Genomic DNA, 25,124 nt, shown 5'->3' with positions numbered 1-25,124 from the left:
TCCTGGATGTGGAGGAAATCTGATGAATCACCGTCGCGTCGTACACACCGTGTGTTTCATCGCGGTGGGGTATCTGATCGTGCTCGCGGTGTGGCTCGGATGGCTGGTCGAGCACACCCCACCCGGCACGCTGCCCTATCAGATCGGCGGGCTGCTCGCCGCTTTCGGCTCGGTTCTCGGATTCGGAATGGCCTGGGCCAACCGCCCGACCCGTGCCGAGCGCAAACTCGAGAAGCACGGCCTCGAAGGATGGGCACGGATCGACAAGGTCACACCCCTGCGCCGAACCGTCGACGGCGAGTTGGCCAAGCTCGCACTCCACCTCACGGTTCCAGGTTCCGATTCGTACTCGGGTCGGATCGAGTACGAGATCCGGCCCGAGTTCAAAGACAAGATCACTCCCGGATCCACGGTCACGGTCATGGTGGACCCGAAGAACCGGGACCGAATCATGCTGTGCCCGTGAAAAACTAGACGCTCTTCTTGCGTCCCAGCGCCAACATGCCCTCCACCAGCATCAGTTGCGCTCCCGCGTACGACGCCAGGATCACACCCTCGGCAGCAGCGCGGCCGGCGGTGCCGCGGATGAACAGCCGACGCACCACGATCAGCCCGTCGGACGCGGTGAAGAGCACTCCGCCCAATCCGAGCCACGAGCGTCGATCCTTGTTCGGGACGACCACGTCGAGCACGGCCTTCGATTGCGGTGCCAGAGCGGGGTCCGCCGACAACGTCGAGGTGGTTCCCAACATCAATCCGTATCCGGTGAGCGGCGTCGACACGCTCGGCGCCTTGGCACGGAGCAGACCGGACGCCGTCGACCAACCGCTGATGCGGGGCCGCATGGCAGCGCGGGTCGGGCGAGCGCCACGGCGCAGCAGCAGCGCCGAGTAACTGGCCTGCATCACCGCGAACGAGGACGCGCCCTTGATCAGACGAGCATCGTTGTCCGGGTCGATCATGAACACGTCGCCGACAGTTGCAGCGGCGAGGCCGGCCAGAAGCAGTGCGGTATCGGCAGTTTCCGTCTCCGAACGCTTGCGCAGCACTCGGGCAGCCAGGGCGGGTGCAATCAAGGGCTTCGCGATCTGCTGAACCCGCTCGTTACCGACTGCTGCCCCGACCACGGTCGCTGCCGTCGCCGCCGCAAAAACTGCGTGCTCGATGCCCCACTTGCCCGCCATCACAATCCTCCTGTTGGTTACACGTCCAACAGCGACCGTACTGGGTCACTCAGGCGGCATCGCCGGATTTGACGTCCGCGCCGTAGACATCGACGTATTCCTGCCCCGATTGCTCACAGAGCACCGTCATCAATTCGTCCGTCGCCGCGCGCACGACGGCCTGGTAGCCCCGAAGTTCGCGGTACCGCGAGAAGTCGATCGGCTCCCCTACCGTGATCCGGACCTTGCTGAAGCGCCACATCCGCGTCCCCGGCGGGTTGACGGCGTCGCCGCCGTGCACGACGACGGGAATGACCGGTGCTCCGGTTTCCAGGGCAACGCGAATCGCTCCGGTCTTTCCCTTGTACAGGCACCCGTCGGGTGATCGCGTTCCCTCGGGATAGATCCCCCAGACCCCGCCCTTGTCGAGAATTCCGATGGCCGTGTCCAACGCCGCACGGGAGGCGTCGGCGCCGCTACGATCGATCGGCACCTGACCCGCCCCACCGAAGAACCAGCGCTGCATCGCGCCCTTCACACCGGTCCCGGTGAAATATTCACTCTTCGCGACGAAGGTGATGCGTCGGCGCACCATGAGAACCAGGAAGAACGAGTCGACGACTGCCCGATGGTTGCCGGCGAGAATCACCGGCCCCTTCTTGGGGATGTGGTGCTGGCCCTCGATCGTCGGCCGCCCGAACAGCCAGAGGACCGGGCCGATCAGGACGTATTTGAACAGCCAGTAGAGCACAGGGCATCACCTTTTCCGTCTAGTAGACAGTGTCTACGTTCAAGATAGTAGACACTGTCTTCCATGACTGTCAGCAGCCTTCGCGAAACACTTGTCGCCACCGGCGTCGAGATTCTCGATGTCGACGGCGCCACGGAACTGACGCTACGGGAGATCGCGCGGCGCGCGGGCGTGTCGCACGGCGCCCCGCGGAGATACTTTCCGACCCACAACAGCCTGCTTGCCGCAATCGCCTCACACGGCCTGCGCGATCTCACCGACAGACTCGATCCTTTCCTCGCCGGCAAACAACCCGCTCGTAGCCGATTGATCTCGGCAGCAATCGAATACGTGTCATTCGCCCAGGAGCAACCCGCAATGTTCGAGTTGATGTTCCGCCACGACCTCCTCGAGGGCGCAGGCAGCAACCTCCGGGAGTCTTCACTCCCACTCTTCGCCGCCCTGCAATCCCTGACCGACGAGGCCGACGCCTCCGATCCCAGCACTTCTGCACTGAACATCTGGACGGGAACCCACGGCATCGCAGTGCTGGCGGCAAACCGAAGCCTCACGCTCGTCTACCCCGACCTCGACATCGCAGCGCTGGTCACCACGACTGTGACGAACCACCTTCCGCGCACTCGTTGATTTACATAGTTACCCTATGCAATAATATTTCTCGTGTCCGATGACCAGCAGCAACTGCACGAACTACTCGTCGACCTCGTGAGCAATACACACCGCTTCGCGAAGCTGGCAGGTTCGTTCGCGTCCGAGCAGTACCCACGCGCCTGGCTGCGCGCACTCTCACTTCTCGAGGAGTACGGCGAAATGCGCATCAGCGATTTCGCCCGGCTCGACAGATGCTCGCAGCCCTCCGCCACCGCGCTGCTACGCAAACTCGGCGAACACGGTTACGTCGAACGCCGGGCCGACCCGGAGGACGCCCGCGCAGTGCGCGTCGCCATGACCGAGAAGGGGCGAAAGATATTGAACGACGGCCGAAACGAGATCGCCGACGCCCTGGTACCTCACTTCGTCGAACTCGAGCCCGAACAGATCAAGAAGCTGGCTGACGGATTGGCCGAATTACGCTCCATCATCAAGACTTCCGACCCCAGCTGAAATACCCACCACTGAAAAAGGAGGTGGCCGTGAGCAACACGACCGCGACATCAACGCACCAGAACGAGGCTCCGCCGAGCCTCCTGAAGCAACCGAAAGCGGTGTGGGCGGTAGCTTTTGCCAGCGTCATCGCCTTCATGGGCATCGGTTTGGTCGATCCGATCCTCAAGCCGATCGGCGAACAACTCGACGCCACACCGTCGCAGGTTTCGCTACTGTTCACCAGCTACATGCTCGTCACCGGTGTGGCCATGCTCATCACCGGTGTGGTGTCCAGCCGCATCGGTGCCAAGAAGACACTCCTTGCAGGCCTTGCCATCATCATCGTGTTCGCTTCTCTGGCAGGCGCTTCCAGCACCATCGGGCAGATCGTCGGATTCCGTGCGGGCTGGGGACTCGGCAATGCACTCTTCATCGCAACGGCGCTGGCGGCCATCGTCGGCGCGGCCAGCGGTGGCGTCGCACGCGCGATCATCCTGTACGAGGCTGCACTGGGCATCGGTATCGCGGTCGGACCGTTGGTCGGCGGCGTTCTCGGTGACATCAGCTGGCGCGCACCGTTCTTCGGCGTCGCAGCCCTGATGGCGGTTGCCTTCATTCTCATCGTCGTGATGCTTCCGAGCGCGCCCAAGCCCGAACACCACACATCCATCGCTGCGCCGTTCCAGGCGCTGCGGCACCGCGGGCTACTCACCGTTGCCATCACCGCACTGCTCTACAACTACGGATTCTTCACGCTGCTCGCGTACACACCGTTCCCCCTCGACATGGGGGCGTACCCGATCGGATTCATCTTCTTCGGCTGGGGCCTGATGCTGGCGATCTCGTCGGTTTTCCTCGCCCCTCGCCTGCAAAGACGCTTCGGCACCCTACCGATGATGATGCTGGCGCTGACACTGTTCGCACTCGATCTCGGCATGATGGCGCTCTTCACCGAGAACAAGATCGTCCTGATCGTCGGCGTCGTCCTCGCCGGTTTGTTCCTCGGCGTGAACAACACACTCATCACCGAAACCGTCATGATCTCGGCTCCCGTGGAACGGTCGACCGCCTCGGCTGCTTACAGCTTCGTTCGATTCGTCGGCGGCGCCGCAGCCCCGTGGGTTGCCGGCAAGCTCGGCGAGTCCAACGTCCACATGCCGTTCTGGGTCGGCGCGGTGCTCACCCTCGCCGCCGTGTTCGTCCTGTCGAGCGGACGCAAGGTCCTCGCGCACGTCGACGACCACGATCCCGCGCCGCACAGCGTCGACGAAGCACTCGCCGTCACCGTCGGCGACTGACCCCTGTGAGTGGTTAAGGAGTGCAGGGACCCCTTAACCACTCACGGGGCGTCAGCTCAGGTTCAGATCTTCCAGGCCCAACAGCGAGCGGTACTCGACGCCCTCCGCACCGATCACCGCATCCGCACCCGTCGCGCGATCGACGACCGTCGCGACTCCGACCACGGTGGCCCCCGCCTCGCGCAGGGCCTTCACTGCTGTCAGCGGCGAATTGCCCGTGGTGGTCGTGTCCTCGACAACCAGGACACGCTTGCCCACGATGTCCGGGCCCTCGATCTGACGCTGCATCCCGTGTGCCTTGGCAGCTTTGCGAACGACGAACGCGTCGATCGGGCGTCCGGGAGCGTGCATCACCGCCATCGCAACCGGATCGGCTCCCATCGTCAGACCGCCGACGGCGTCGAAATCCCAGTCCGCGACCAGTTCACGCAGCAGCGAGCCGATCAGCGGCGCCGCCTTGTGGTGAAGTGTCGCGCGGCGAAGGTCGACGTAGTAATCGGCTTCCTTGCCCGAGGACAACGTCACCTTTCCGTGTACAACAGCCAATTCGCGCACCAGCGCAGCCAAATCCTCACGATCGCTCATGAGTGCTCAGCCTACCGACCACTGCCTTGTGTTCGGCTTCTGCCTCTGGGCTAGGTTCGCCCGCGGCCTCGGCCGACGATGTTCGTCAGCCGACGAACCAGACCCTTGGGAACCAGACGCCCAGCCGTGGTGAGGACCTTGTACTGGACTCCCGGAATGCTGATGACCTTGTCGTCACCGAGATCCTTCATCGACGCCGCAACCACCTGGTCGACGCTCAGCCACATCGGCTTGGGGATCGTGGACATCTCGATACCCGCACGCTCGTGGAACTCGGTGCGGATGAAGCCCGGGCACAGCGCCTGCACGCGCACTCCCGTTCCGGCCAACCCGCCGGACAGTCCCTCCGTGAACGAGATCACGTACGCCTTGCTTGCCGAGTACGTCGAACCGCGCCCGGACAACAGCCCCGCGACGCTCGCGACGTTGACGATCGTTCCGTGCGCCGACGCGATCATGCTGGGCAGCGCCGCGCGGGTCAGCCGCATCACGGCGGTGACGTTGACGTCGAGTTGCGACTGCAGCAGAGCCGGATCGGCGGTCCAGAACTCGCCGGAAGTGCCGAATCCGGCGTTGTTCACCAACACCTCGACACCCTTCTCCAATCGAAGCGCAACCGTGTCGCGTCCGGCCTCGGATGCGAGATCGGCAACCAAAATCTCCGACTCGGTGCCGAACATCGTCTTCAGCTCGGACGCGAGGTCATGCAATCTGACTTCGTCACGCGCGACGAGAACCAGGTCGTATCCGAGGGAGGCGTATTTCTTGGCGAAACCGGCGCCGAGACCAGAGGTAGGTCCGGTCACCAGGGCAACGGGACGCACAGGGCGATCCGAGTGGGAAGTCGACATACCGGCCACGCTAGTGGTTATCGGGACGGGACGGGAACCTGAAGGTCAGTCGACGGGGCGAATTGTGCCCGAGCGCTGCGACGCCGGACGCTGAGCCAGCTTGTCGGCCGCCTCGGGCTTGCGCCGCGATTGGTCCTGACGTGGCGCAGATTCACTCGGTCCAGATTCACGCGGCGCGGACTCACGAGGCGTAAATTCACGAGGCGCAGCTTCACGAGGCGGCTGCTCCTGACGCGAACGGGGCTGCTCTACCGGATCCTGAGCGGGGCGAGACTTCTCGGCCCCCGGCCGCGGACGGCTCGGATCGTGATCGACCTCGAGTTCGTTGGGATCGGTGACGGGGGGCAGTACGTGCAAGATGCCGGACAGCCGCGCAACCGACTCGATTGCCGCGTCCCAATCCCGGCCGTTGCTGGTCACCGGCAGCGAGCCGAGCGTCCACGGCCCTTCGCTCCACAGCATGCTGATCGACGGCGGAACGGATTCGGTGAACGCCACCATGCGCTGATCACAGACACGACGAGCGATCTCGAGGTCCGTTGCGAAAACCACCCGGGAACCGATCGCACCCAGCAGGTTCAGGTCACCGTCTTTGGGCGGAGCCGTCGACTTCAACCGGAGATCGATGTCGACGTCGGACCCGATCTCGCGGCGAACGGCCACGATGGTCGCGGTCTCTTCCAGGTCGAACAGCACGAACTGCTCTCCGCGGCGACGGCCTCGGACGACGTCGGTGGCTGTGAGGTAGTCCTGCTTGGCCATGACCGCGCGATGCCATTCGCCTGCCAGCTGATCGTCGGTAGCCGTGTACGTGTAGCCCTGAGCCTTCGCCCAGATCTGACGCACTCGCCCTGATTGATCTCGCCTCGTCCTGTCGACGTACAGAAGCGCACCCGCGCCTGCGAGTGCAATTGCTGCCAGTCCGAACCACATTCCAGTCATCACCCTCCAGGGTAGCGACTCGCGGCTTCAACCTCCCGCGACACCCTGGTGGACTCGCCCGATGTGTCGTGAACGACTCAGTTGCCGAACTTCGGCAGCGACGTACTCAGAATCGTGTTGGCGGTCATCGTCCCGTTCTCCACCGGCGTTCCGTCGACGACGATGTTGTCTCCCGGTTGCAGATCGGCGATGGTGGCGCGGTTGAGCGCGATGAGCGTGGTGTCCGCAGTGGTCAGGATCGTCACCTGCGAGCCGCCGATCGAATCGATGACCAATGTGCCGCCGTCATTCGACTTGACGGTGCCGACGGCTCCCCCGGCGTCACCGATGACTTCGCCGAGCCCGCCCGGAAGCTGGCTGAGCGGGGAATCCGTCGTCGGAGTCGGTGCCGTGGTGCTCGCCTTCGGCGGTGTGGTGGTCGGCGCCTGCGTCGTGGTGGTCGGGGGAACGAAAGCGGTCTGGGTGCCCTTGTCGTTCGAACCGAACGCCGAGAACGCGACGATCGCGATCACGGCGACCAGGATCCCGACCACGCCGGCGGCCACCCATGTCGCGAGCTTGCGCTTCTTGCCGCCTCCCGACGACCCGTCCTCGATGAACGGCTGTTCCGGCGGGACACCACCGCCACCACCGGCAACCGGATACTGCTGTGTATTTCCGTACTGCTGCGTATTTCCGTACTGCTGCGTATTTCCGTACTGATCCGTGGTCCCGTACTGCTGGGCCGTGTACGGCGGATAGGCCTGCGTCGCTCCGGGCGGCGGCGCCTGCGGATCGAACTGCGGGTTGTAGGCAGGGAACGCCTGAGTGGGATTCGGCTGCTGCCCCTGCTGCCCCAAGTACTCCGTGTTCTGATCCGGGCCACCGTAGGGATACTGCTGTGCCCCCGGCTGCTGACCGAAATACTCCGTCGGCTGGTTCGGATTCTGGCCGGACACCGTCCCGTACTGCTCCGTCGGCTGGTCGGGCGTACGCCCCCACACCTCGGTGGCCTCGGGATCCTCACGGCGCGGCCCACCCGAGTTACGCGGATCGTTCTGATCGGTCATGCCTGGCTCACCTTCGGTTGGGACGAAAGAGCGTCGAAGTCGTTCGGAGAGGCGCGGGTGCACTCATCCCCGGTTCGAGCATCCAGCCATCCAGGGTAGAACAAAATGCGAATGCCCCGCCGATCCAAGTGGATCGACGGGGCATTCCGCTTACCGAATCAGGAGAGAACCAACTGATCCGCGTCCTCGCTGACACCGACGTGCACGGTGTCGCCGTCCTGGACCTTGCCTGCCAGGAGCAGCTTGGCGAGCTGGTCGCCGATCGACTGCTGAACGAGTCGACGTAGAGGCCGAGCGCCGTACAGCGGGTCGTAGCCGCGCACTGCGAGCCACATCCGAGCCGCACCGTTCACCTCGAGGGTGAGACGACGCGCAGCCAGACGCTTCTGCAACTGCTCGAGCTGGATGTCCACGATGTGCTCCAGCTGCTCTTCGGAGAGCGAGTCGAAGATGACCACGTCGTCGAGACGGTTGATGAACTCCGGCTTGAACGCGTGGCGTACCGCATCCATGACCTGCTCACGTGTTCCACCGGATCCCAGGTTGGAGGTCAGGATCAGGATGGTGTTGCGGAAGTCCACCGTGCGGCCTTGACCGTCGGTGAGTCGGCCTTCGTCGAGCACTGCGAGCAGGACGTCGAACACGTCGGGGTGTGCCTTCTCGACCTCGTCGAAGAGGACCACCGAGTACGGGCGTCGCCGGACAGCTTCGGTGAGCTGGCCGCCGGCTTCGTAGCCGACGTATCCCGGAGGGGCGCCGACGAGTCGGGCCACCGAGTGCTTCTCACCGTATTCGCTCATGTCGATGCGGATCATCGCGCGCTCGTCGTCGAAGAGGAAGTCCGCCAAGGCTTTGGCGAGCTCCGTCTTACCGACGCCGGTCGGGCCGAGGAACAGGAAGGAACCAGTGGGCCGATTGGGGTCGGCGACACCTGCTCGGGCGCGGCGAACCGCATCCGAGACGGCGACGACGGCGTCGGTCTGGCCGACGACCCGCTTGCCGAGTTCGGACTCCATGCGGAGCAGCTTCTCGGTCTCGCCTTCCATCATCCGGCCGGCGGGGATTCCGGTCCAGGCTGCGACCACGTCTGCGACGTCGTCTGGCCCGACCTCTTCCTTGAGCATCACGTCACCGTCGGAGGCGGCTCCGGAAGCGGCTGCTGCCTCTTCCAGTTCCTTCTCCAGCGCCGGGATGCGGCCGTAGCGCAACTCGGCTGCCTTGCCCAGATCGCCGTCACGCTCAGCGCGTTCGGACTCTCCTCGCAGGTTTTCGAGCTGTTCCTTCAGCACGCGCACCGAGTCGATGGCCTGCTTTTCGTTCTGCCAGCGGGTGCTGAGCTGATTGAGCTTTTCGCGGTCGTCGGCGAGTTCCTGACGCAGCTTCTCGAGCCGTGCCTTGGACGCGTCGTCGGTTTCCTTCTCGAGTGCCACTTCTTCGATTTCGAGTCGGCGAACCGTGCGTTCCACCTCGTCGATCTCGACGGGCCGCGAGTCGATCTCCATACGCAGTCGCGATGCGGCTTCGTCCACGAGGTCGATGGCCTTGTCCGGCAGGAACCGCGACGTGATGTAGCGGTCCGACAGCGCGGCAGCAGCCACCAACGCGGAGTCGGTGATGCGCACGCCGTGGTGCACTTCGTAGCGCTCCTTGAGGCCGCGCAGGATGCCGATGGTGTCCTCGACCGAGGGCTCACCGACGAGCACCTGCTGGAAACGACGCTCGAGTGCTGCGTCCTTCTCGATGTACTTGCGGTACTCCTCGAGTGTGGTGGCACCGACCAACCGCAGCTCACCGCGGGCGAGCATCGGCTTGATCATGTTGCCTGCGTCCATCGCGGATTCACCGGTGGCTCCGGCGCCGACGATGGTGTGCAACTCGTCGATGAAGGTGATGACCTGTCCGGCGCTGTTCTTGATGTCGTCCAGAACTGCCTTGAGACGTTCCTCGAATTCACCGCGGAACTTGGCACCGGCGACCATGGACCCGAGGTCCAGGGACACGACGGTCTTGCCTCGCAGCGATTCCGGGACGTCACCCGCGACGATGCGTTGGGCCAGGCCCTCCACGATCGCGGTCTTGCCGACGCCGGGCTCACCGATGAGGACCGGGTTGTTCTTTGTACGACGCGAGAGCACCTGCACGACACGACGAATCTCGGTGTCGCGACCGATCACCGGATCGAGCTTGCCGCTTCGCGCGGCTTCGGTGAGGTCGGTGGAGTACTTCTCCAGCGCTTGGTAGGTGCCTTCCGGCTCCGGGCTGGTGACGCGAGCGCTGCCGCGGACGGTGGTGAAGGCTTCACGCAGTGCGTCCTGGGTGGCGCCGTGGCGCACGAGCAACTGGGCGACGTCGGAGTCGCCGCCGGCCAGTCCGTAGAGGACGTGCTCGGTGGAGACGTATTCGTCGTCCATCTCGGTGGCGAGGTGCTGAGCAGCGGTCAGTGCCGCGAGTGCCTCGCGTCCGAGTTGCGGAGTGGAGCTTGCGCCGGTTGTCTTGGGCAGGCGGTCGACGATTGCCTGAGCTTCACGGTGTACGACCGTGGGGTCGACGCCTACGGCTTTGAGTAGTGGGGCAGCGATGCCGTCGGTCTGGTCGAGCAATGCGACCAGCAGATGGGCGGGCCGGATATCGGGATTACCCGCCGACGACGCCGACTGCAGTGCAGCCGTCATCGCAGCCTGGGTCTTGGTTGTTGGTGTGAACGAGTCCACTTGTCACCTTTCTGGCGAAGTCGAACGGGAAGAGCCGCGACCGGTTGGTATTGCGACTGTGTCACTATGCTCAACGCGGACAAACTTGAGTCTATTCCGCTCAAGTTTGTTTTCGCCAGACCGAGTTGGTTTCGTAGGTCACATTTTCAGCCGTACTAGAATTGTGGCGAGAGTTGCAGCTGGTGCGAAAGGGGGATGGATTGGATCCGACAGTGATCGCCCGTCTGCAATCCAGCCTCGATTCTCTGACCGACGACGAAGAGAGCCGCGCGCACTTCTCGGCAGTGTTCTACACCGGCCTCTTTGCGGAACATCCTCTGTACCGCTCATTGTTCCCCGCCGGGATGGAATCGCAGGGCCACCGTTTCTTCAGAGCCGTCGAGTTCGTCGTGAAGAATCTGCCTCAGCACCGCCGAATCCGAAAGTTCCTCACGCAACTCGGCCGCGACCACCGTCGCTACGGTGTCGAGCGTGAGCACTACGAGGCTGCAGGCGTTGCTCTGAAGCGCGCGGTTCGGTCGATGTACGGCACGAGCGCGCACAGCCGCTACAAGTGGACGCCGGAACTGGACGAGGCCTGGTCGCAGTTCACCGACCTCGTCGTGAGCACGATGGCCGACGGCGCCGAATCCGATACGACCCCGGCGCTCTGGGGCGCAACCGTGGTCAGCCACGAACGAGTCCTCGACGATCTGGCGATAGTGCGCCTCGAAGCCGACCCACCCATTCCGTACGGGGCGGGACAGTACGTCGGCGTTCAGATTCCGCAGCGCCCGAAAATGTGGCGGTACTACTCACCGGCGATTCCGACGAACCCTTTCGGTCAGCTCGAGTTCCACATCCGCAAGGTGTCGGGAGGATGGGTCAGCCCCGCGATCGTCAGCGAAACCAACGTCGGTGACCGCTGGGTCATGTCAACTCCCCTCGGCGGTCTCGAGGTCGACTTCACCAGCGACCGCGACGTTCTCATGATCGGATCCGGCACCGGCATCGCTCCACTGCGGGCCCAGGTGATGGAAATGTCCCAACGCGCGAACAACCCGCGGGTGCATCTGTTCGTCGGCGGCCGCTACCCGTGCGACCTCTACGACCTCGAAACCCTCTGGCACATCTCGCTCAGCAACCCGTGGTTGACCGTCGTACCGGTTTCCGAAGAACCCGAAAACCCTTGGTGGCACAACGGACCGGTGCTCGAACCGCCCTTCGGAATGCACAGCCGGCTGATCGGACCGATCGGAAAAGTGGTCGCGCAGTTCGGCTCGTGGGCCGACCGTCAGGTGCAGATCTCGGGGTCACCGTCGATGATCAAGACGACCGTCTACGCCTTGCGTGCCGGCGGAACTCCGCTCGACCAGATCCGGCACGACCCGCTCTACTGACTACAGGAGAACTTTCATGGCCCAGCGAACCTGGTCGAGCACAGTTGTCGAACATCACCGTCTCCGTGAGGATCTGGCGGTTGTCCGCCTGGTCGGCGATGTCGTCCCCTTCCGCCCCGGCCAGTACGTCGATGTCAGCGTCCCGCAGAATTCGCGGTTGCTCCGTCGGCTCTCCCCCGCCCTGCCTCCCTCACACGACGGGAAGCTGGAGTTTCACGTCAAGACGGTTCCCGGCGGTTGGGTCAGCGGTTCGATAGTCAAGGACACCCAGCCCGGTGACGTCTGGCAGATCCTCGACCCGCGCGGCAACCTGTCCGTCGACGAGAACGGACCCACCGTCATCATGGTCGCGGGCGGAACCGGCTTGGCTCCGCTCCGGTCGATCATTCTCGATCTGGCTCAGACCCCGAACCCGCCGCAGGTGTACCTCTTCTTCGGTGGCAGAACGCTTCGCGATCTCTACGCAGCGGACATGCTGTGGCTGCTCGCCGACCAGTTTCCGTGGTTGCAGCCCATTCCTGTCGTCGAAGATCTCTCCGACGGCGGCCCGCCCGACGGATGGTTCGACCGGTTGAACGTCGACATCGGATTCGGCGACGATCATCTCATCGAGGGAACGCTCGCCGACGTCGTCGCGTCGTACGGTGCGTTCACCGAACATCAGGTCTTGGTGTGCGGGTCAGCAGCAATGGTTCGATCGACGCGTGATCGATTGATCGAGGCCGGAACGCCGGCCGAAGTCATTCAGTTCGATCCTTACTGACGGTCAGTACGTCGGATCATTGCGAACGGTGTCGACGTCGATGCCCACTGCGCGCAGCCTGAATTTGGTGCTGTTGACCATGGATTCGCTGCCGACGACCTGAATGTCGTAGCCCGCCCAGTCACCGAACGAGGTCACGACCTTGCCGACCTTGCCGACGATGCGCCTGGCCATGCCGATCGGGGGCAGCGGTTCCGCTTCGGTGTGCCACCACGGATTCTCGTCTTCTTCGGAGACCGGGACAATCGTGAGCCACGGGTGCTTCTCTGCCAACTTCCACAGGTATGGAAGGTCGTACAGATCGCACGGATGCTGTCCGGAGTAGAACAGTTGGACCTTGCGGGTGTTACCGCGTCGGATCAGCTCGAGTATCTGAGCGCGCAGCGGAGCCACTCCGGTTCCCGACGCGATCATCAAGAGGTCCTTGGAGTTCTCCGGAATCCCCAGGGCGCCGATGGGCGAACCGACCACCCAGGTGTCACCGACAGCGGTCTGGTTCACCATGACCGGGCTGACCCACCCACCGGTGACCTGCCGAACGTGGAACTCGAGGATTCCGGTCCCGTCGTACGGCGTGGCCGGCGAGAGGTAGCGCCACATCCGCGGCCTCGCGGCGACCTGCACGCTGACGTACTGACCGGCGCGGTACTCCATCGTCTGGTCGAGCTGGAGCCGCACGACGGCGACGCCCTTGATGACCGGACGGCATTCGACGACCGTGGCACTCCAGGCGGGCGGTCCGTCTTCCGCGTTGGCGGCATCCATCATCGCGGCCGAGATGATCGCGAGCGCGTTGCGCCACGCGCTGTCCACCTCGTCGGTCCACATTTCTGCGCCACCGAAAGTTTCGAGTGCTTCGATCAACGCGTTCCCGACTGCCGTGTAGTGCTCGTCGGTGACGCCGTACTTACGGTGATCGCGGCCGAGCTGCGCGAGGTACTCGAGTATCGCGTCGGACTCGTCGAGGCGCTCGACGACGTGGGCGATAGCGCCGACAAGCCGGTCCCGCTGCACATCCATCGCTGCCGGAAAGAACTCCCGGGTTTCGGGCGATCGAGCGAACAGGATCGAATAGAAGGTACGGGCGAGCCGTTCCGGACCATCTTCCACCGCAGCGACGGATTTGAAGCTCGACCGGACCAGAGAGATTGCTTGCGAATCCACGCTCATCCTCGTCCCGACTAGACGCGGCAAGACCCGCCGCGGAATTTCGTCTGCAGCTTATGTCACAAATGTCTGACTCGTAAATCATTCTGGACAAGTGTCACAATGCGACCCCATTTCGCGGTGTGACCGTCCCTTTCTTATTCTTGCGTGCAAGATAAACAAGAGCTTCGACACTCTCGATCGCCGAGCTAACGTTCAGCGAAATCTCAACCAGCCAAACAGGAGTCGTGCCGTGGATTTTGTTCGACAGGACGAATTGCCCACCGATAGCGGGCTTACGTCCCAGATCGCCTCCACTACCCCGACGCTGACCGAGCTTCAACGTCGGGAACTCGAGTGCGTCGAATTTTTCGACTCTCCGGAACTGGGCCACCTCCCGACGTCTCGGCGGCGCGAGGCCTTGCGTGAACTCCATCGGACCGGCACCTACACGCACACAGCGGAGGAATTGCTCGTCGGCGCCAAACTCGCTTGGCGAAACCACGCCCGGTGTGTCGGTCGCGCCCATTGGCGGACCCTCAAGCTCATCGACGCGCGCGATGCCGTCACCGCTTCCGCTCTCGCAGAAGCGTGCTGGGAGCACCTGCGTCTGTCGACGAACGGTGGCGCTCTGCAGTCCGTCGTGACGGTCGGCCCCCTTCCCCGCGAGGACGGCCAGGAGTACCGCATCCTCAGCCCGCAACTGATCCGCTATGCCGGCTACCGTCAGCCGGACGGCAGCATCCTGGGCGACCCCTGGCACGTCGATCTGACCGCTCAGGTCACCGCGATGGGATGGAAGGGCGCCGGTACGGCGTTCGACGTTCTCCCCGTACTGATTTCGGTTCCCGACGAGCCCTTGCAATATTTCGACGTTCCGACGGACCTCGTACTCGAGGTCGAGATCGAACATCCCGAATACAGCTGGTTCGCTGATCTGGGGCTTAAATGGCACGCCGTTCCCGCGGTCTCGGACATGAATCTCGACATCGGCGGAATCGTCTATCCCTGCACACCGTTCAGCGGTTGGTACGTCAGCACCGAGGTCGGCGCACGCAACTTCAGCGACACCGATCGCTACAACATGTTGCCCACCATCGGAGCGATGATGGAGCTCGACATGAGCCACGACCGCACGCTGTGGAAGGACCGCGCACTGGTCGAACTGAACCGCGCAGTTATCCACAGCTACCGCAAGGCCGGCGTCATCATGGTCGACCATCACACTGTCGCAAAGCAATTCATCGATCACATCGCGCGCGAGGACAAGGCCGGGCGCAAGTGCCCGACCGACTGGTCCTGGGTGAACCCGCCCATGTCCAGCTCGCTCACACCGACGTTCCACCGCCTGTACGACGAGCCAGATCTCGACATCCGGCCCAACTTCGTCACGAAAAAGAAGAAGGGCACCGACCAAGGCCGGTGCCCCTTCCACAACTGATCGCGCTCAGAAGGGGATCTGCCCCAATCCGACGCCGACCACGAGCATCGTGATCGAGATCAGTCCGGCTCGCCACAGGACCTTCTTGTGGTGATCCGCCAGGGACACACCGGCGAGGGTGACGAGGAGCAGGATCGCCGGGACCAGCGGACTCTGCATGTGTACGGCCTGCCCGGTAATCGACGCGCGCGCCATCTCCACCGGCTCGATGCCGTACTGCGCTGCAGTCTCGGACAGTACTGGGAGCACCCCGAAGTAGAACGCGTCGTTGGTCATGAAGAACGTGAGCGGAATGCTCAGGACGCCCGTGATGACGGCAAGGTGCGGGCCCATGGCGTCGGGTATGACCTGCAACAACCACTCCGCCATCGCCTCGACCATGCCGGTTCCCTGGAAGACTCCGGTCAGCACGGCCGCTGCCAGGACCATCGCGACGACCGAGACGATGCTCGACGAGTGGCGGGCGATCGCTTCGCCCTGATCCTTGACCGCCGGGAAATTCACCGCGAGAGCGATCGACGACGCGATCATGAACAGCACCGGGATGGGCAGGATGTCCATCACGAGCACCACGAGAAGGATCGTCGTCAGCGCGGCGTTGAACCAGAGCAGCTTCGGTCGCAAGGTGTCCCGCTTAGGGTCGAGGCCGTCGATGAAGCGTCCGGTATCGCCGCCGTCGTCTTCGGAGTCGTTCGAGCCGCCGGTGCCGGCGCTACCGGTGCTGGAACTTCCACCGTTTCCGACCTTTTCGAGGATGCGCTCAGAAGTCAGGACCAAAGTCCCGATCCTGCGGCGTTCCATGATCCCGAGGTGAATCGCGAATCCGAGCACCATGATCAGGCCGACGATCAACGACGGCACCATCGGGACGAAGACGTCGGACGGTGAGAGTCCCAGCGCACTCGCCGCTCGGACGGTCGGGCCGCCCCACGGAATGATGTTCATCGTCGCGTTGGACAGGCCGGCGATCACCGTCAGGACGACGGGGCTGACACCGAGTTTGAGGTAGAGCGGTAGCAGCGCGGAGGTCACGATGATGAATGTCGTCGAACCGTCGCCGTCCAGGGACACCACCATCGCGAGCACCGCGGTTCCGACCACGAGCCGCATCGGATCGTCCCGCACCATCCGCAAGATGAGTTTGACCAGCGGATCGAACAGTCCGACGTCGATCATGATTCCGAAGAAGATGATCGCGAAGAACAACAGAGCCGCGGTGGGTGCGAGCGACTTGATGCCGTCGGTGATCATGTCGCCGATTCCGAGCCCCGCCCCGGCAAGTAGTCCGAAGGCCACCGGAACCAGGGTCAGTCCCACCACCGGGGTCGCGCGTTTGGTGAGGATCAGGAACATGAACACCGCAACCATGAGGAAGCCGAGTGTGACGAGCATGATGAACTCCTTTTGTGCTGAGTTGCCGAGAAAAACGGCACGGCAAATCGAGCCGGTGACCTTCGTGGAGGTGAAACGAAACTTTCGGTTGTGCTCAGTTCGCGCCGGGCGGATCGAGCGTCGCGTCGACGAACTGGGCTTGATCGGCAAGGAAGGCAGAGAACTCTGGTTCGGTGAGAACTGCACTGTTCCAACCATTTCGGCGAGACAGCTCGTTCCACCGCGGGCTTGCCGCCAGATCCCGCACCAAATCCTGCAAGCGCTGACGCTGATCGTCGCTCAGACCCGGCGGCGCCATGAGCCCTCGCCAGTTGGTGAACGTGACGTCGACGCCCGACTCCGCCATGGTGGGCGCATCCACCGCCGGGGTGCGCTCCGGCGAGCTGACCGCAAGAACCCGAACCGTGCCTGCCGCAATCTGATCCAGGTACTCACCGATTCCGGTTGCAGCGACGTCGACCTGCCTGGTGAGCAGCGCGGGGAGCAGTTCTCCGCCGCCGTCGAAGATGCGATAGGGAGACAGCGACGGATCTATCCCGACTGCCCGTGCGAACAGAAGGCGGAACAACCCGTCAGGTCCACCTTCGCTCGAACCACCACCGATCGAGATCGACGACGGATCCGCCACCCAGGCCTGCGTCAGATCCGTCAGAGTTTTGTACGGCGAGTCTGCCGGAACCAATAGGGCTTCCGGTTCTTCGACCAGTCTCGCGATCGGCGTCACGTCGGCAAGAGTGTGCTCTGACGGCAGAATCTCGAGCGAACCCAGAACACCGAGCCCCATGACCATGAGTAGATCGGGATTCCCGCTTTCGAGAGCCAACCGGTTGAGTCCGACGATGCCGCCCGATCCGGGCAGTACAACGACGTCGGAGTCGACGGTTCCCTCGTCGGCCAGTGCCTGCACCATGGTCCGGGCGGTCAGGTCGTAACCACCACCGGCCACCGAGGGCACCAGTACTCGCAGTTCTTCGGAACTCTCACCCGCTCGGCCACCGGCGAAGAAGGACTCGACCGGAGTGCATCCGGTCGAGAGCACGAGAGTCATCGCGCAGGCGCCGAGCAGGGCGATATGCCTGCTCAGCCGCTTCGATGCCTTCATGTCGCTGCCCTTGTCTGCTGGTTGTCTGCTGGTACCGCTGTGTGAACAGGTTTCATACTGACGCACTTTGTGACTGGGGTCACCATTGGGAAAGCAAATTGATTTGTGCTCATTGTGCTCACGAACGGCCGCTTTCCCGACATCGAACCGCGGGCTAGGGTCTGGCTGGTGTCCTCAGGAAACGAGCAGGCCGAGCGAGAGCGCAGGTCTCCACTGCGTGCGCGCCTGCGTCCGCGCCGGCACACTCTGGCGTCGCAACTCCTCGAGCTGCAACTTCTGATCGTCGTCGCGGTTCTCGTGTGCGTCACTGCCCTCTCCCTCGCTCAATCGTCCGCGAGTTTTCAACGCGAGGAGGGCCGTCGCGCACTCTCCGCAGCGGAATCGCTCGCAGCCAATCCCGCGGTACGCGAACTACTCCCCCAGGCTCAGACCCGCCTGCGCTCCGGACTACAGGGTTCGGTCGACTCGGTGCGCGCCATCTCGGGCGTCACCTACGTCTCGCTTGCCGACGCCGACGGCACTGTCGTCATTTCGACGCGCCCCGGTGATGTCGGCATCGATGCACGTCAGACCCAGGATCGGTCGTGGACAGGCTTGGTCGACACGCCATCCGGCAAGGCCGTGGAAGCGCACGTTCCGATCCTCGGAGGCGAAGGCACGATTACCGGAACCGCGATCGTCGGCATCGAGTATCCCTCGATCTGGGCGCGACTGCTGCAGTCGGCGCCGAACCTCCTGGTGTACCTCGCGGTGGCCTCACTCCTCGGCGGCGTCGGTTCGATCCTGTTGGCCCGCAGGGTCAAACGGCAGACCCTCGGCATGGAGGCCGGGGAGATCCTGGACCTGGTTCGCCAACGAGAGGCGATGTTGCGTGGCCTCAAGGAAGGTGTCATCGCATTCGACGCGCAGGGAAAAGTGGTGCTGATGAGCGACAGTGCTCACCAACTCCTCGACATCCCACGCGGGAGTGCCGGTAGATCTGTGCGGGACCTCGGCCTCGACGACCGCCTCCAGAGTGTACTGACCTCCGGCACAACCGAATCCGATCAGTTGGTTCTTGTCGGTGATCGACTACTGGTCCTCAACACCGTCTTGATCGAATCCAAAGGCCGCACTATCGGGTCGGTCACCACTTTCCGCGACCGCACCGAATTGCGCTCCGTGGAAGAGGAACTCGACGTGACCAGAACCAGCACCGACGCACTACGCGCACACATCCACGAGTTCGACAATCAACTGCACACCATCTCCGGCCTCGTCCAGCTCGGCGAATACGACGAGGTGGTCGGCTACGTCGAGGGCTTGACCATGGAGCGCGCGCAGGTCAGTGCATCCGTCACCGACAAGATCGCCGACGTCGGTACCGCTGCACTCGTGATCGCCAAGATCGGTGCCGCTGCACAGGGACTGGTCACGGTCGAACTCACCGAGGACACACATCTGGAGACGGTGGACCGCAGGCTCGGACGAGATCTCGCGACGGTGGTCGGAAACCTCGTCGACAATGCCGTCGACGCCGTCGGTGAGATGACGGAAGCCTCGCGCCGCAAGGTTCGGTTGTCGATTCGCGACCGCGGTGCAGCCGTCGAAGTGCGAGTCGAGGACGCCGGCCCTGGTATCGCGCCGGAGAATCGCGACAGGGTCTTCGGTCAAGGGTGGAGCACCAAGGGACAGTCCAGTGACGGACACGGTTTCGGCTTGGCACTGGTGCGCCTGACGTGTCGTCGACGCGGTGGCGACGTCACCGTGAGCACGTATTCGACAGCAGGAATCGAGATACCGGGAATCGAGACAGAGGACATCGAGTGGACTGTCTTCACTGCGGTCCTACACGACGGAGAGGGCGCATGATCCGGGTACTGGTGGTCGACGACGACTTCATGGTGGCGAAGGTGCACAGCGGATTCGTCTCGCGGATAGACGGTTTCGAAGTGTGCGGCGTTGCCCATTCGGCCGAGGCCGCGCTGACCGCGGTCGGTGAGTTGCAACCCGACATGGTTCTACTCGACGTGCACCTGCCCGGTACCACGGGACTGGATCTGATCGCCCCGTTTCGCGAGCTGGCACCGGAGCTGGACGTTCTCGTCATCACGAGTGAGCGCGAGGCGGGCTCGGTCAAGAAGGCACTGCGCAGCGGCGTCGTGCATTACCTGATGAAGCCCTTCACGTTCGAGGTTCTCCGTGAGCGGCTCGAGCGATACCGATCGACCTACGCGAACCTCGACAGTACCGGCGAAGCAGAACAGGACGCGGTGGACGAGGCTTTCGGAGTGGCCGGCGGCGCAGCGGGGGCGTCGTCCCTCAAGGGGCTACCGAAAGGACTCAGCCCCGAGACCCTTCAGTTGGTCGAGACAGCTCTGCGAGACGACACCGAACCCGCCTCGGCAACAGACATTTCCGAGAGGATCGGCATCTCACGCGCAAGCGCGAGGCGCTACCTCGAGTATCTCTACGAAACCGGGCGGTCCACCACCTCGCTGAAATACGGAGTGGTGGGCCGCCCGGAGCGTCGATACGTCTGGAAACGCTGACCCTTCGCTGTCGACGCCGGTTCCTAGACTGCGCGGGCGCTGGTCTCCCAGTACCGCGCGCGCAGGGCCTTCTTGTCGAGCTTGCCCAGTGGTGTCAGCGGTAGGGAATCCACGAAGTCGACGCTCTTTGGCGCGTGAACCGAACCCTTGGCCGCCTTCACCTTCTCGACCAGTTCCTCGGTGTCGACGGTCAGTCCGGCTCGAAGTACGACACAGGCCTTGACGGCTTCGCCCCACTTGTCGTCCGGCACACCGACTACCGCGACCGACGCGACGGACGGATGCGCCGAGATCACGTCTTCGATCTCGCGCGGGAACACGTTGAAACCACCGGTCACGATCATGTCCTTCTTGCGATCGACGATGGACATGAACCCGTCCTTGTCCTTACGCGCGATGTCGCCGGTGTGTAGCCAACCGCCCCGGAACGCCTCGGCAGTTTCGGCCGGCTTCTTCCAGTAGCCCTTCATGATCAGCGGGCCGCGGACGCAGATCTCACCGAGTTCTCCCTGCGGCACCTCGTTGAGTTCGTCGTCGAGCAACCGGACGTCGAGCCACGGCACCGGGCGCCCACAGGTAGCGAGACGGGCCGGATCGTCGGCGAGGTGTTCTTCCTTGCGCAGCACCGAAATTGTCATGCCGCACTCGGTCTGACCGTAGAACTGGAAGAAGATCTGACCGAACTTCTTGATGCCCTCCTGCAACCTGGCAGGAGACATCGCGGAGGCTCCGTAGAACAGCGTCTGCAAACTGGAGACGTCCCGCTTGGGCAGATCGGGGTGGTCCATGAGCATGTAGATCATGGTGGGCACCAACATGGTTGCCGTGATCTTGTGCTTCTCGATCGCTTCGAGCACAGCACCGGGCTCGAAGGCAGGCAGGACGATCAACGCACCGCCGCGCAGCAAGGTCGGGATGAAGAACGCTGCGCCGGCATGCGAGAGTGGCGTGCAGATGAGGAAGCGGTTGTCCTCGGGCCATTGCCACTCCGACATCTGGATCTGATTGAGCGCTGCACCCGAACGGAAGGATCCGACAACACCTTTGGGCTTGCCGGTCGTTCCACCGGTGTAAACCATGCTGCTGGCGTCTTCGGCGTCGACGTGCGCGGCCTTCAGCGGCGCGGGCTCGTACGTGGCAGCCAGCGCGAGGATGTCGATTCCCACCTCGGACGGACCCATCGAGAGCACGTTGGTCAACGAGGGTGAGGACGCCTTCAACTCGGCGGCACGCTCTTCGAAGGCATTGGGATCGAAGATGAGGGTCTCGATCTCGGCGTCGTCGACGATGTACTTGTGGTCGTCGAGCGATCCCATCGGGTTCAAGGCGCTCGCCCGGCAGCCGGTGATCATGGTTGCGCCCATGCTGATCAGGACCTCGGGGCGATTCTTCGACAGCATCGCGGTGCTGGTGCCCTGAGTGATTCCCAGTGACGCGAGCGCCTGGGCGAAGCAGCTGATCTGATCGCGCATCTGACCGCCGGTGAGGATCACGTCGCCGAGGTACAGCGCGGGCTTGTCGTGATTGCGTTCCAGAGCGGTGATGAGCAGGTCCGGACCGTATACCGGTCGGTGCAGGTCAGCGAACTCGTCTGTCATCTGGTCTTCCTTCTGCTCGGCGCGTGCAGTCATCGAGATGTGCTCCCGGTCACGGATACGATATCCAGAATTGCACAAAACTGGAACAGGTTCCACCTCTTCGATCGAATCCGAGAATGCTCCCGATCAGCGGGAAGCCCGTCGTCACCCGCCAGAGCGGTGGTTAGCGTCGATGTACCCACCGAGACGACAGCGTCTCGGTCGCGTCCAACGGAGAGTGTCATGACTACCAAGCTCGGTACCGCCCACTTCACGGCAACTGCTCCCCGTACCGCCACCACGCTCCTCTCCGATTTCGACTCGTTGTACGGCACCGTGCGCTCCGCACGCGACGGGTCCGTCGTCGAGCAGGATGTGGTGTTCTTCGGACGCCCCGACCCCGGCGCACGGCTCACCGGATCCGTGAGGCCACTGGGTTCGACACTCGAGCGAATCACCGAATACCACGATCAGACCGGGCATCTGGTGGCCGAGGTCTTCGTGCGGGAAGCCCCGTCCACTGACGCCGGCGCCGATTCCGTTGCTGCCCTTGCTGATTTCGCCGCTCGGCGTTACGGATCCGCATCGCTACGGCGGTTCCGCGGACGGTGCACCGCGACCTCCTCGGGAGCAGACCTGAACTGCTCCGTGACGGTGCTCGCCACGTACGAGAAGGACCACGAGAGCGTCACCGACGTAGCTCTGGTCGCCACCGATCCCACCGGGGTTGTCACTGCCCGGGCCTGGGCGACTCTCGCCGTCGACAATGCCGCGACTCTCGCCGGCTGAATCCCTGCAGGTCACCGAGTGGGTGTTCCATCCAGCGGGAACTGCCGTATCTCCAGCGGACGCTTCGTCGTTGTATGAGACGGATCACATCACTGGAGCGTCGCAAGACGCGGCTCGGAGGAAGACATGGCACTCGGAACCGGCCCACTCACCACTACGGACGCCCCGACGCAGTCGGGCGCCGGCGAGGAAATTCGAGAAATCGAAGCGGCAGCGCCTCCCGCGCGGTTCGCACGTGGATGGCACTGCCTCGGACTCAGTAGGACCTATCGCGACGGTCAGCCCCACCAGATCGAGGCATTCGGCACCAGCCTTGTCGTCTTCGCCGACAGCAAGGGCGACATCAAGATTCTCGACGCCTACTGCCGCCACATGGGTGGCAACCTCGCCCATGGAACCGTCAAGGGCGATTCGATCGCCTGCCCGTTCCACGACTGGCGTTGGGGCGGTAACGGAAAATGTACGGCGATCCCCTACGCACGACGCGTTCCGCCGCTGGCCAAGACGCGGGCGTGGACCACACTCGAGAAGAACGGTCAGCTGTTCGTCTGGCACGATCCCCAGGGAAATCCCCCGCCCGCCGAGGTCACGATTCCCGACATCGAGGGCTTCGGAAGCGATGAGTGGAGCGACTGGAGCTGGAACACGCTCACCATCGAAGGCTCTCATTGCCGCGAGATCGTGGACAACGTCGTGGACATGGCCCACTTCTTCTACGTTCACTACTCCTTCCCCAAGTACTTCAAGAACATCTTCGAAGGTCACGTCGCGAGCCAGTACATGGAATCGGTGGGACGTGAGGACATCATCAGCGGCACCAACTACGGCGACCCCAACGCTGTGCTCCGTTCGGATGCTTCGTATTTCGGTCCGTCGTACATGATCGACTGGATCAAGAGTGAAGCCAACGGGCAGATCATCGAAACCGTTTTGATCAATTGCCACTACCCCATCTCGAACAATGCGTTCGTGTTGCAGTACGGCGCGATGGTCAAGAAACTTCCCGGTATGGACGACGAGTCCACTGCCGCGATGGCTGCGCAGTTCACCGAGGGCGTCGAGATGGGATTCCTTCAGGACGTGGAGATCTGGAAGAACAAGGCTCCGATCGACAACCCGCTGCTCTCCGAGGAGGACGGCCCGGTTTACCAGTTGCGGCGCTGGTACAACCAGTTCTACACCGACGTCGAGAACGTCACGGAAGACATGACGAAGCGCTTCGAATTCGAGATCGACACCACCCGCGCCGTGGAGAGCTGGAAGCGGGAAGTCGCCGAAAACGTTGCCGCACGTGACGCCCAGGCGCTCGAGACAACCTCCTGATCCGCAGTCGAAAGCACTGCTGAAACAACCTGACTGGATGCAAGGAACAACATGACGTACGAAGTGCTCGAACAGATCAATGCGATGGCCGACGACATCTTCGCCGAAGGTATCGAGGCCGAGCGGATCGGCCGGGTGGCCGACGACACCGCCAAGAAGATGAAGGCAATCGGTTCCATCCGCATGCTGCAGCCCAAGGAACACGGCGGCATGGAAGCGCACCCTCGCGAGTTCGCCGAGACCGTCATGCGCATGGCTTCGCTCAATCCCTCGGCCGGCTGGGTCCACGGGATCGTCGGAGTTCACCCGTGGCAGCTTGCGTTCGCGGATCCCAAGGTGCAGCAGGAGATCTGGGGATCGGATCCCGATACCTGGATGGCTTCGCCGTACATGCCCGGCGGAATGTGTATCCCGACCGACGGCGGTTACAAGTTCTCCGGCCGCTGGCAGTTCTCCTCCGGCACCGACCATTGCGACTGGGCATTCCTCGGCGCGATGGCGTGCGACAAGGACGGCAACATGGAGATGCCGCCGCGCATGCTCCATGTGATCATTCCGCGCACCGACTACGAGATCATCGAAGACTCGTGGGATGTCATGGGACTTCGCGGCACCGGTTCCAAGGACCTGGTGGTCAAGGATGCCTATGTCCCGGATTACCGCGTCATGGACTGCGACGAGGTCATCGACGGAACGGCAGTACGCAAGTACGGGCGCACCGAGACGCTGTACCTGATGCCGTGGTCGAACATGTTCCCTCTCGGCATCACTGCCGCCACGATCGGGATCTGTGAGGGAATGCTCTTCCACGCCAACGAGTACCAGGCCGATCGCATCAACGCGCAGGGCACGGCGGTCAAGGACGACCCGTACACCTTGTTTGCCATCGGTCAGGCAACTGCCGACATCCGGGCCGCCCGCGACACCCTGCTTGCCAACGTCGACCGCATGTGGGATCGGGTGGACGCCGGTAAGGAAGTGACTTTCGAGCAGCGCGCCGAGGGACGTCAGACTCAGGTGCAGGCCGCCTGGCGCGCAATCAATGCAATCGATCAGGTCTACCCGCGTTGCGGTGGCAACGCACTACGGATGGACAAGCCGCTCCAGCGATTCTGGCGCGACGCTCACGCGGGACAGCACCACGCAATTCACGTTCCGGGCACCGTATTCCACGCCGCCTCACTGAGCCGTCTCGGCGCAGATCCGCAGGGTCCGCTGCGGGCGATGATCTGATCAGACTTCGAC

Annotated in this window: 23 protein-coding genes; 12 read left to right on the top strand and 11 right to left on the bottom strand. The window is 63.3% G+C overall.

The annotated features are described in order from the left end of the window. The first annotated feature begins 22 nt into the window (after positions 1-22). The gene (locus G8767_RS15075; protein ID WP_050656270.1) at positions 23-466 is read left to right on the top strand and encodes a hypothetical protein; all 444 of its coding nucleotides are present in this window, start codon (positions 23-25) and stop codon (positions 464-466) included. A 4-nt stretch (positions 467-470) separates the two neighbouring features. On the opposite strand, the gene G8767_RS15070 is transcribed toward G8767_RS15075, so the two are convergent. Then, the gene (locus tag G8767_RS15070) at positions 471-1,184 is read right to left on the bottom strand and encodes a lysoplasmalogenase (protein ID WP_166810597.1); all 714 of its coding nucleotides are present in this window, start codon (positions 1,182-1,184) and stop codon (positions 471-473) included. Positions 1,185-1,233: 49 nt separating this feature from the next. Continuing rightward, a complete protein-coding gene (locus tag G8767_RS15065) occupies positions 1,234-1,914 on the bottom strand; it encodes a lysophospholipid acyltransferase family protein (RefSeq protein ID WP_095972446.1) in 681 nt (226 codons plus the stop codon). A 63-nt stretch (positions 1,915-1,977) separates the two neighbouring features. On the opposite strand from G8767_RS15065, the gene G8767_RS15060 reads away from it, so the two are divergent. The 3 genes from G8767_RS15060 to G8767_RS15050 are packed head-to-tail and all read left to right on the top strand — an operon-like array spanning position 1,978 to position 4,298. Further along, the gene (locus tag G8767_RS15060; RefSeq protein WP_166810596.1) at positions 1,978-2,541 is read left to right on the top strand and encodes a TetR/AcrR family transcriptional regulator; all 564 of its coding nucleotides are present in this window, start codon (positions 1,978-1,980) and stop codon (positions 2,539-2,541) included. Positions 2,542-2,574: 33 nt separating this feature from the next. Continuing rightward, on the top strand, positions 2,575-3,018 hold the full coding sequence (locus G8767_RS15055; RefSeq protein WP_095972448.1) for a MarR family transcriptional regulator: 444 nt from the start codon (positions 2,575-2,577) through the stop codon (positions 3,016-3,018). Positions 3,019-3,041: 23 nt separating this feature from the next. Beyond that, on the top strand, positions 3,042-4,298 hold the full coding sequence (locus G8767_RS15050; RefSeq protein ID WP_003944384.1) for an MFS transporter: 1,257 nt from the start codon (positions 3,042-3,044) through the stop codon (positions 4,296-4,298). 51 nt (positions 4,299-4,349) lie between these two features. Here the strand turns inward: G8767_RS15050 and pyrE are convergent, their stop codons facing one another. The 5 genes from pyrE to clpB form a co-directional block, all read right to left on the bottom strand. Further along, complete coding sequence (pyrE, locus tag G8767_RS15045) at positions 4,350-4,883, bottom strand: orotate phosphoribosyltransferase (protein WP_003944385.1); 534 nt, start codon at positions 4,881-4,883, stop codon at positions 4,350-4,352. Positions 4,884-4,933: 50 nt separating this feature from the next. Then, a complete protein-coding gene (locus G8767_RS15040; protein WP_095972449.1) occupies positions 4,934-5,734 on the bottom strand; it encodes an SDR family oxidoreductase in 801 nt (266 codons plus the stop codon). Between the two features lie 45 nt (positions 5,735-5,779). Further along, on the bottom strand, positions 5,780-6,667 hold the full coding sequence (locus G8767_RS15035) for a hypothetical protein (protein WP_166810676.1): 888 nt from the start codon (positions 6,665-6,667) through the stop codon (positions 5,780-5,782). Positions 6,668-6,753: 86 nt separating this feature from the next. Beyond that, on the bottom strand, positions 6,754-7,725 hold the full coding sequence (locus tag G8767_RS15030; protein ID WP_166810595.1) for a hypothetical protein: 972 nt from the start codon (positions 7,723-7,725) through the stop codon (positions 6,754-6,756). A 158-nt stretch (positions 7,726-7,883) separates the two neighbouring features. After that, positions 7,884-10,436, bottom strand: coding sequence for an ATP-dependent chaperone ClpB (gene clpB / locus G8767_RS15025; RefSeq protein ID WP_095972451.1), 2,553 nt, complete (start codon positions 10,434-10,436; stop codon positions 7,884-7,886). Positions 10,437-10,618: 182 nt separating this feature from the next. Between clpB and G8767_RS15020 the strand changes: the two genes are divergently transcribed. Further along, positions 10,619-11,815 (top strand): FAD-binding oxidoreductase, encoded by a 1,197-nt coding sequence (locus tag G8767_RS15020; RefSeq protein WP_200314233.1) that lies wholly within the window; start codon positions 10,619-10,621, stop codon positions 11,813-11,815. Between the two features lie 16 nt (positions 11,816-11,831). Next, the gene (locus G8767_RS15015) at positions 11,832-12,578 is read left to right on the top strand and encodes an FAD-binding oxidoreductase (RefSeq protein WP_003944435.1); all 747 of its coding nucleotides are present in this window, start codon (positions 11,832-11,834) and stop codon (positions 12,576-12,578) included. Between the two features lie 3 nt (positions 12,579-12,581). Here G8767_RS15015 and G8767_RS15010 read toward each other — a convergent pair whose 3' ends face one another. Beyond that, positions 12,582-13,742 carry a globin domain-containing protein gene (locus tag G8767_RS15010; protein ID WP_029538575.1) on the bottom strand — a complete coding sequence of 387 codons (1,161 nt, stop codon included), beginning with the start codon at positions 13,740-13,742 and terminating at the stop codon, positions 12,582-12,584. A gap of 235 nt (positions 13,743-13,977) precedes the next feature. On the opposite strand from G8767_RS15010, the gene G8767_RS15005 reads away from it, so the two are divergent. After that, positions 13,978-15,165 (top strand): nitric oxide synthase oxygenase, encoded by a 1,188-nt coding sequence (locus tag G8767_RS15005; protein WP_019749425.1) that lies wholly within the window; start codon positions 13,978-13,980, stop codon positions 15,163-15,165. Positions 15,166-15,171: 6 nt separating this feature from the next. On the opposite strand, the gene G8767_RS15000 is transcribed toward G8767_RS15005, so the two are convergent. Together G8767_RS15000 and G8767_RS14995 are read right to left on the bottom strand one after the other, a co-directional pair. Next, the gene (locus tag G8767_RS15000; protein ID WP_206029393.1) at positions 15,172-16,755 is read right to left on the bottom strand and encodes a CitMHS family transporter; all 1,584 of its coding nucleotides are present in this window, start codon (positions 16,753-16,755) and stop codon (positions 15,172-15,174) included. Next, entirely contained in the window at positions 16,652-17,659 is a 1,008-nt protein-coding gene (locus G8767_RS14995; RefSeq protein ID WP_124567322.1) for a tripartite tricarboxylate transporter substrate-binding protein, read from the bottom strand. The genes G8767_RS15000 and G8767_RS14995 overlap by 104 nt, the downstream gene beginning before the upstream one ends. Positions 17,660-17,827: 168 nt before the next feature. Between G8767_RS14995 and G8767_RS14990 the strand changes: the two genes are divergently transcribed. Then, entirely contained in the window at positions 17,828-19,510 is a 1,683-nt protein-coding gene (locus tag G8767_RS14990; RefSeq protein ID WP_234036708.1) for an ATP-binding protein, read from the top strand. Further along, entirely contained in the window at positions 19,507-20,190 is a 684-nt protein-coding gene (locus G8767_RS14985; protein ID WP_166810592.1) for a response regulator, read from the top strand. Before G8767_RS14990 ends, G8767_RS14985 begins: the two co-directional genes overlap by 4 nt. A 23-nt stretch (positions 20,191-20,213) precedes the next feature. Here G8767_RS14985 and G8767_RS14980 read toward each other — a convergent pair whose 3' ends face one another. Beyond that, positions 20,214-21,788, bottom strand: a complete 1,575-nt coding sequence (locus G8767_RS14980; RefSeq protein WP_166810675.1) for an AMP-binding protein — start codon at positions 21,786-21,788, stop codon at positions 20,214-20,216. Between the two features lie 222 nt (positions 21,789-22,010). Between G8767_RS14980 and G8767_RS14975 the strand changes: the two genes are divergently transcribed. From G8767_RS14975 to G8767_RS14965, 3 genes are all read left to right on the top strand, one after another. Further along, positions 22,011-22,556 (top strand): hypothetical protein, encoded by a 546-nt coding sequence (locus G8767_RS14975; RefSeq protein ID WP_019749419.1) that lies wholly within the window; start codon positions 22,011-22,013, stop codon positions 22,554-22,556. A gap of 126 nt (positions 22,557-22,682) precedes the next feature. Beyond that, the gene (locus G8767_RS14970; protein WP_166810591.1) at positions 22,683-23,879 is read left to right on the top strand and encodes a Rieske 2Fe-2S domain-containing protein; all 1,197 of its coding nucleotides are present in this window, start codon (positions 22,683-22,685) and stop codon (positions 23,877-23,879) included. Positions 23,880-23,930: 51 nt separating this feature from the next. After that, positions 23,931-25,112 (top strand): acyl-CoA dehydrogenase family protein, encoded by a 1,182-nt coding sequence (locus G8767_RS14965; protein WP_019749417.1) that lies wholly within the window; start codon positions 23,931-23,933, stop codon positions 25,110-25,112. Positions 25,113-25,124 lie beyond the last annotated feature (12 nt).

The sequence above is a fragment of the Rhodococcus sp. IC4_135 genome (assembly GCF_011602025.1).
GTDB classification, from domain to species: Bacteria; Actinomycetota; Actinomycetes; order Mycobacteriales; family Mycobacteriaceae; genus Rhodococcus_F; species Rhodococcus_F baikonurensis.
The sequence above is the reverse complement of the archived record's forward strand: the minus strand, read 5'-3'. Positions and strand labels throughout refer to the sequence as shown.

Excerpts from the sequence above, each read along its gene's own strand:
- G8767_RS15075 (WP_050656270.1), top strand. The coding sequence starts at position 23 with ATGAATCACCGTCGCGTCGTACACACCGTGTGTTTCATCGCGGTGGGG.
- G8767_RS15070 (WP_166810597.1), bottom strand. The coding sequence starts at position 1,184 with ATGGCGGGCAAGTGGGGCATCGAGCACGCAGTTTTTGCGGCGGCGACG.
- G8767_RS15060 (WP_166810596.1), top strand. The coding sequence starts at position 1,978 with ATGACTGTCAGCAGCCTTCGCGAAACACTTGTCGCCACCGGCGTCGAG.
- pyrE (WP_003944385.1), bottom strand. The coding sequence starts at position 4,883 with ATGAGCGATCGTGAGGATTTGGCTGCGCTGGTGCGCGAATTGGCTGTT.
- G8767_RS15040 (WP_095972449.1), bottom strand. The coding sequence starts at position 5,734 with ATGTCGACTTCCCACTCGGATCGCCCTGTGCGTCCCGTTGCCCTGGTG.
- G8767_RS15035 (WP_166810676.1), bottom strand. The coding sequence starts at position 6,667 with ATGTGGTTCGGACTGGCAGCAATTGCACTCGCAGGCGCGGGTGCGCTT.
- G8767_RS15030 (WP_166810595.1), bottom strand. The coding sequence starts at position 7,725 with ATGACCGATCAGAACGATCCGCGTAACTCGGGTGGGCCGCGCCGTGAG.
- G8767_RS15015 (WP_003944435.1), top strand. The coding sequence starts at position 11,832 with ATGGCCCAGCGAACCTGGTCGAGCACAGTTGTCGAACATCACCGTCTC.
- G8767_RS15000 (WP_206029393.1), bottom strand. The coding sequence starts at position 16,755 with ATGGTTGGAACAGTGCAGTTCTCACCGAACCAGAGTTCTCTGCCTTCC.
- G8767_RS14995 (WP_124567322.1), bottom strand. The coding sequence starts at position 17,659 with ATGAAGGCATCGAAGCGGCTGAGCAGGCATATCGCCCTGCTCGGCGCC.
- G8767_RS14985 (WP_166810592.1), top strand. The coding sequence starts at position 19,507 with ATGATCCGGGTACTGGTGGTCGACGACGACTTCATGGTGGCGAAGGTG.
- G8767_RS14980 (WP_166810675.1), bottom strand. The coding sequence starts at position 21,788 with ATGACAGACGAGTTCGCTGACCTGCACCGACCGGTATACGGTCCGGAC.
- G8767_RS14975 (WP_019749419.1), top strand. The coding sequence starts at position 22,011 with ATGACTACCAAGCTCGGTACCGCCCACTTCACGGCAACTGCTCCCCGT.
- G8767_RS14970 (WP_166810591.1), top strand. The coding sequence starts at position 22,683 with ATGGCACTCGGAACCGGCCCACTCACCACTACGGACGCCCCGACGCAG.
- G8767_RS14965 (WP_019749417.1), top strand. The coding sequence starts at position 23,931 with ATGACGTACGAAGTGCTCGAACAGATCAATGCGATGGCCGACGACATC.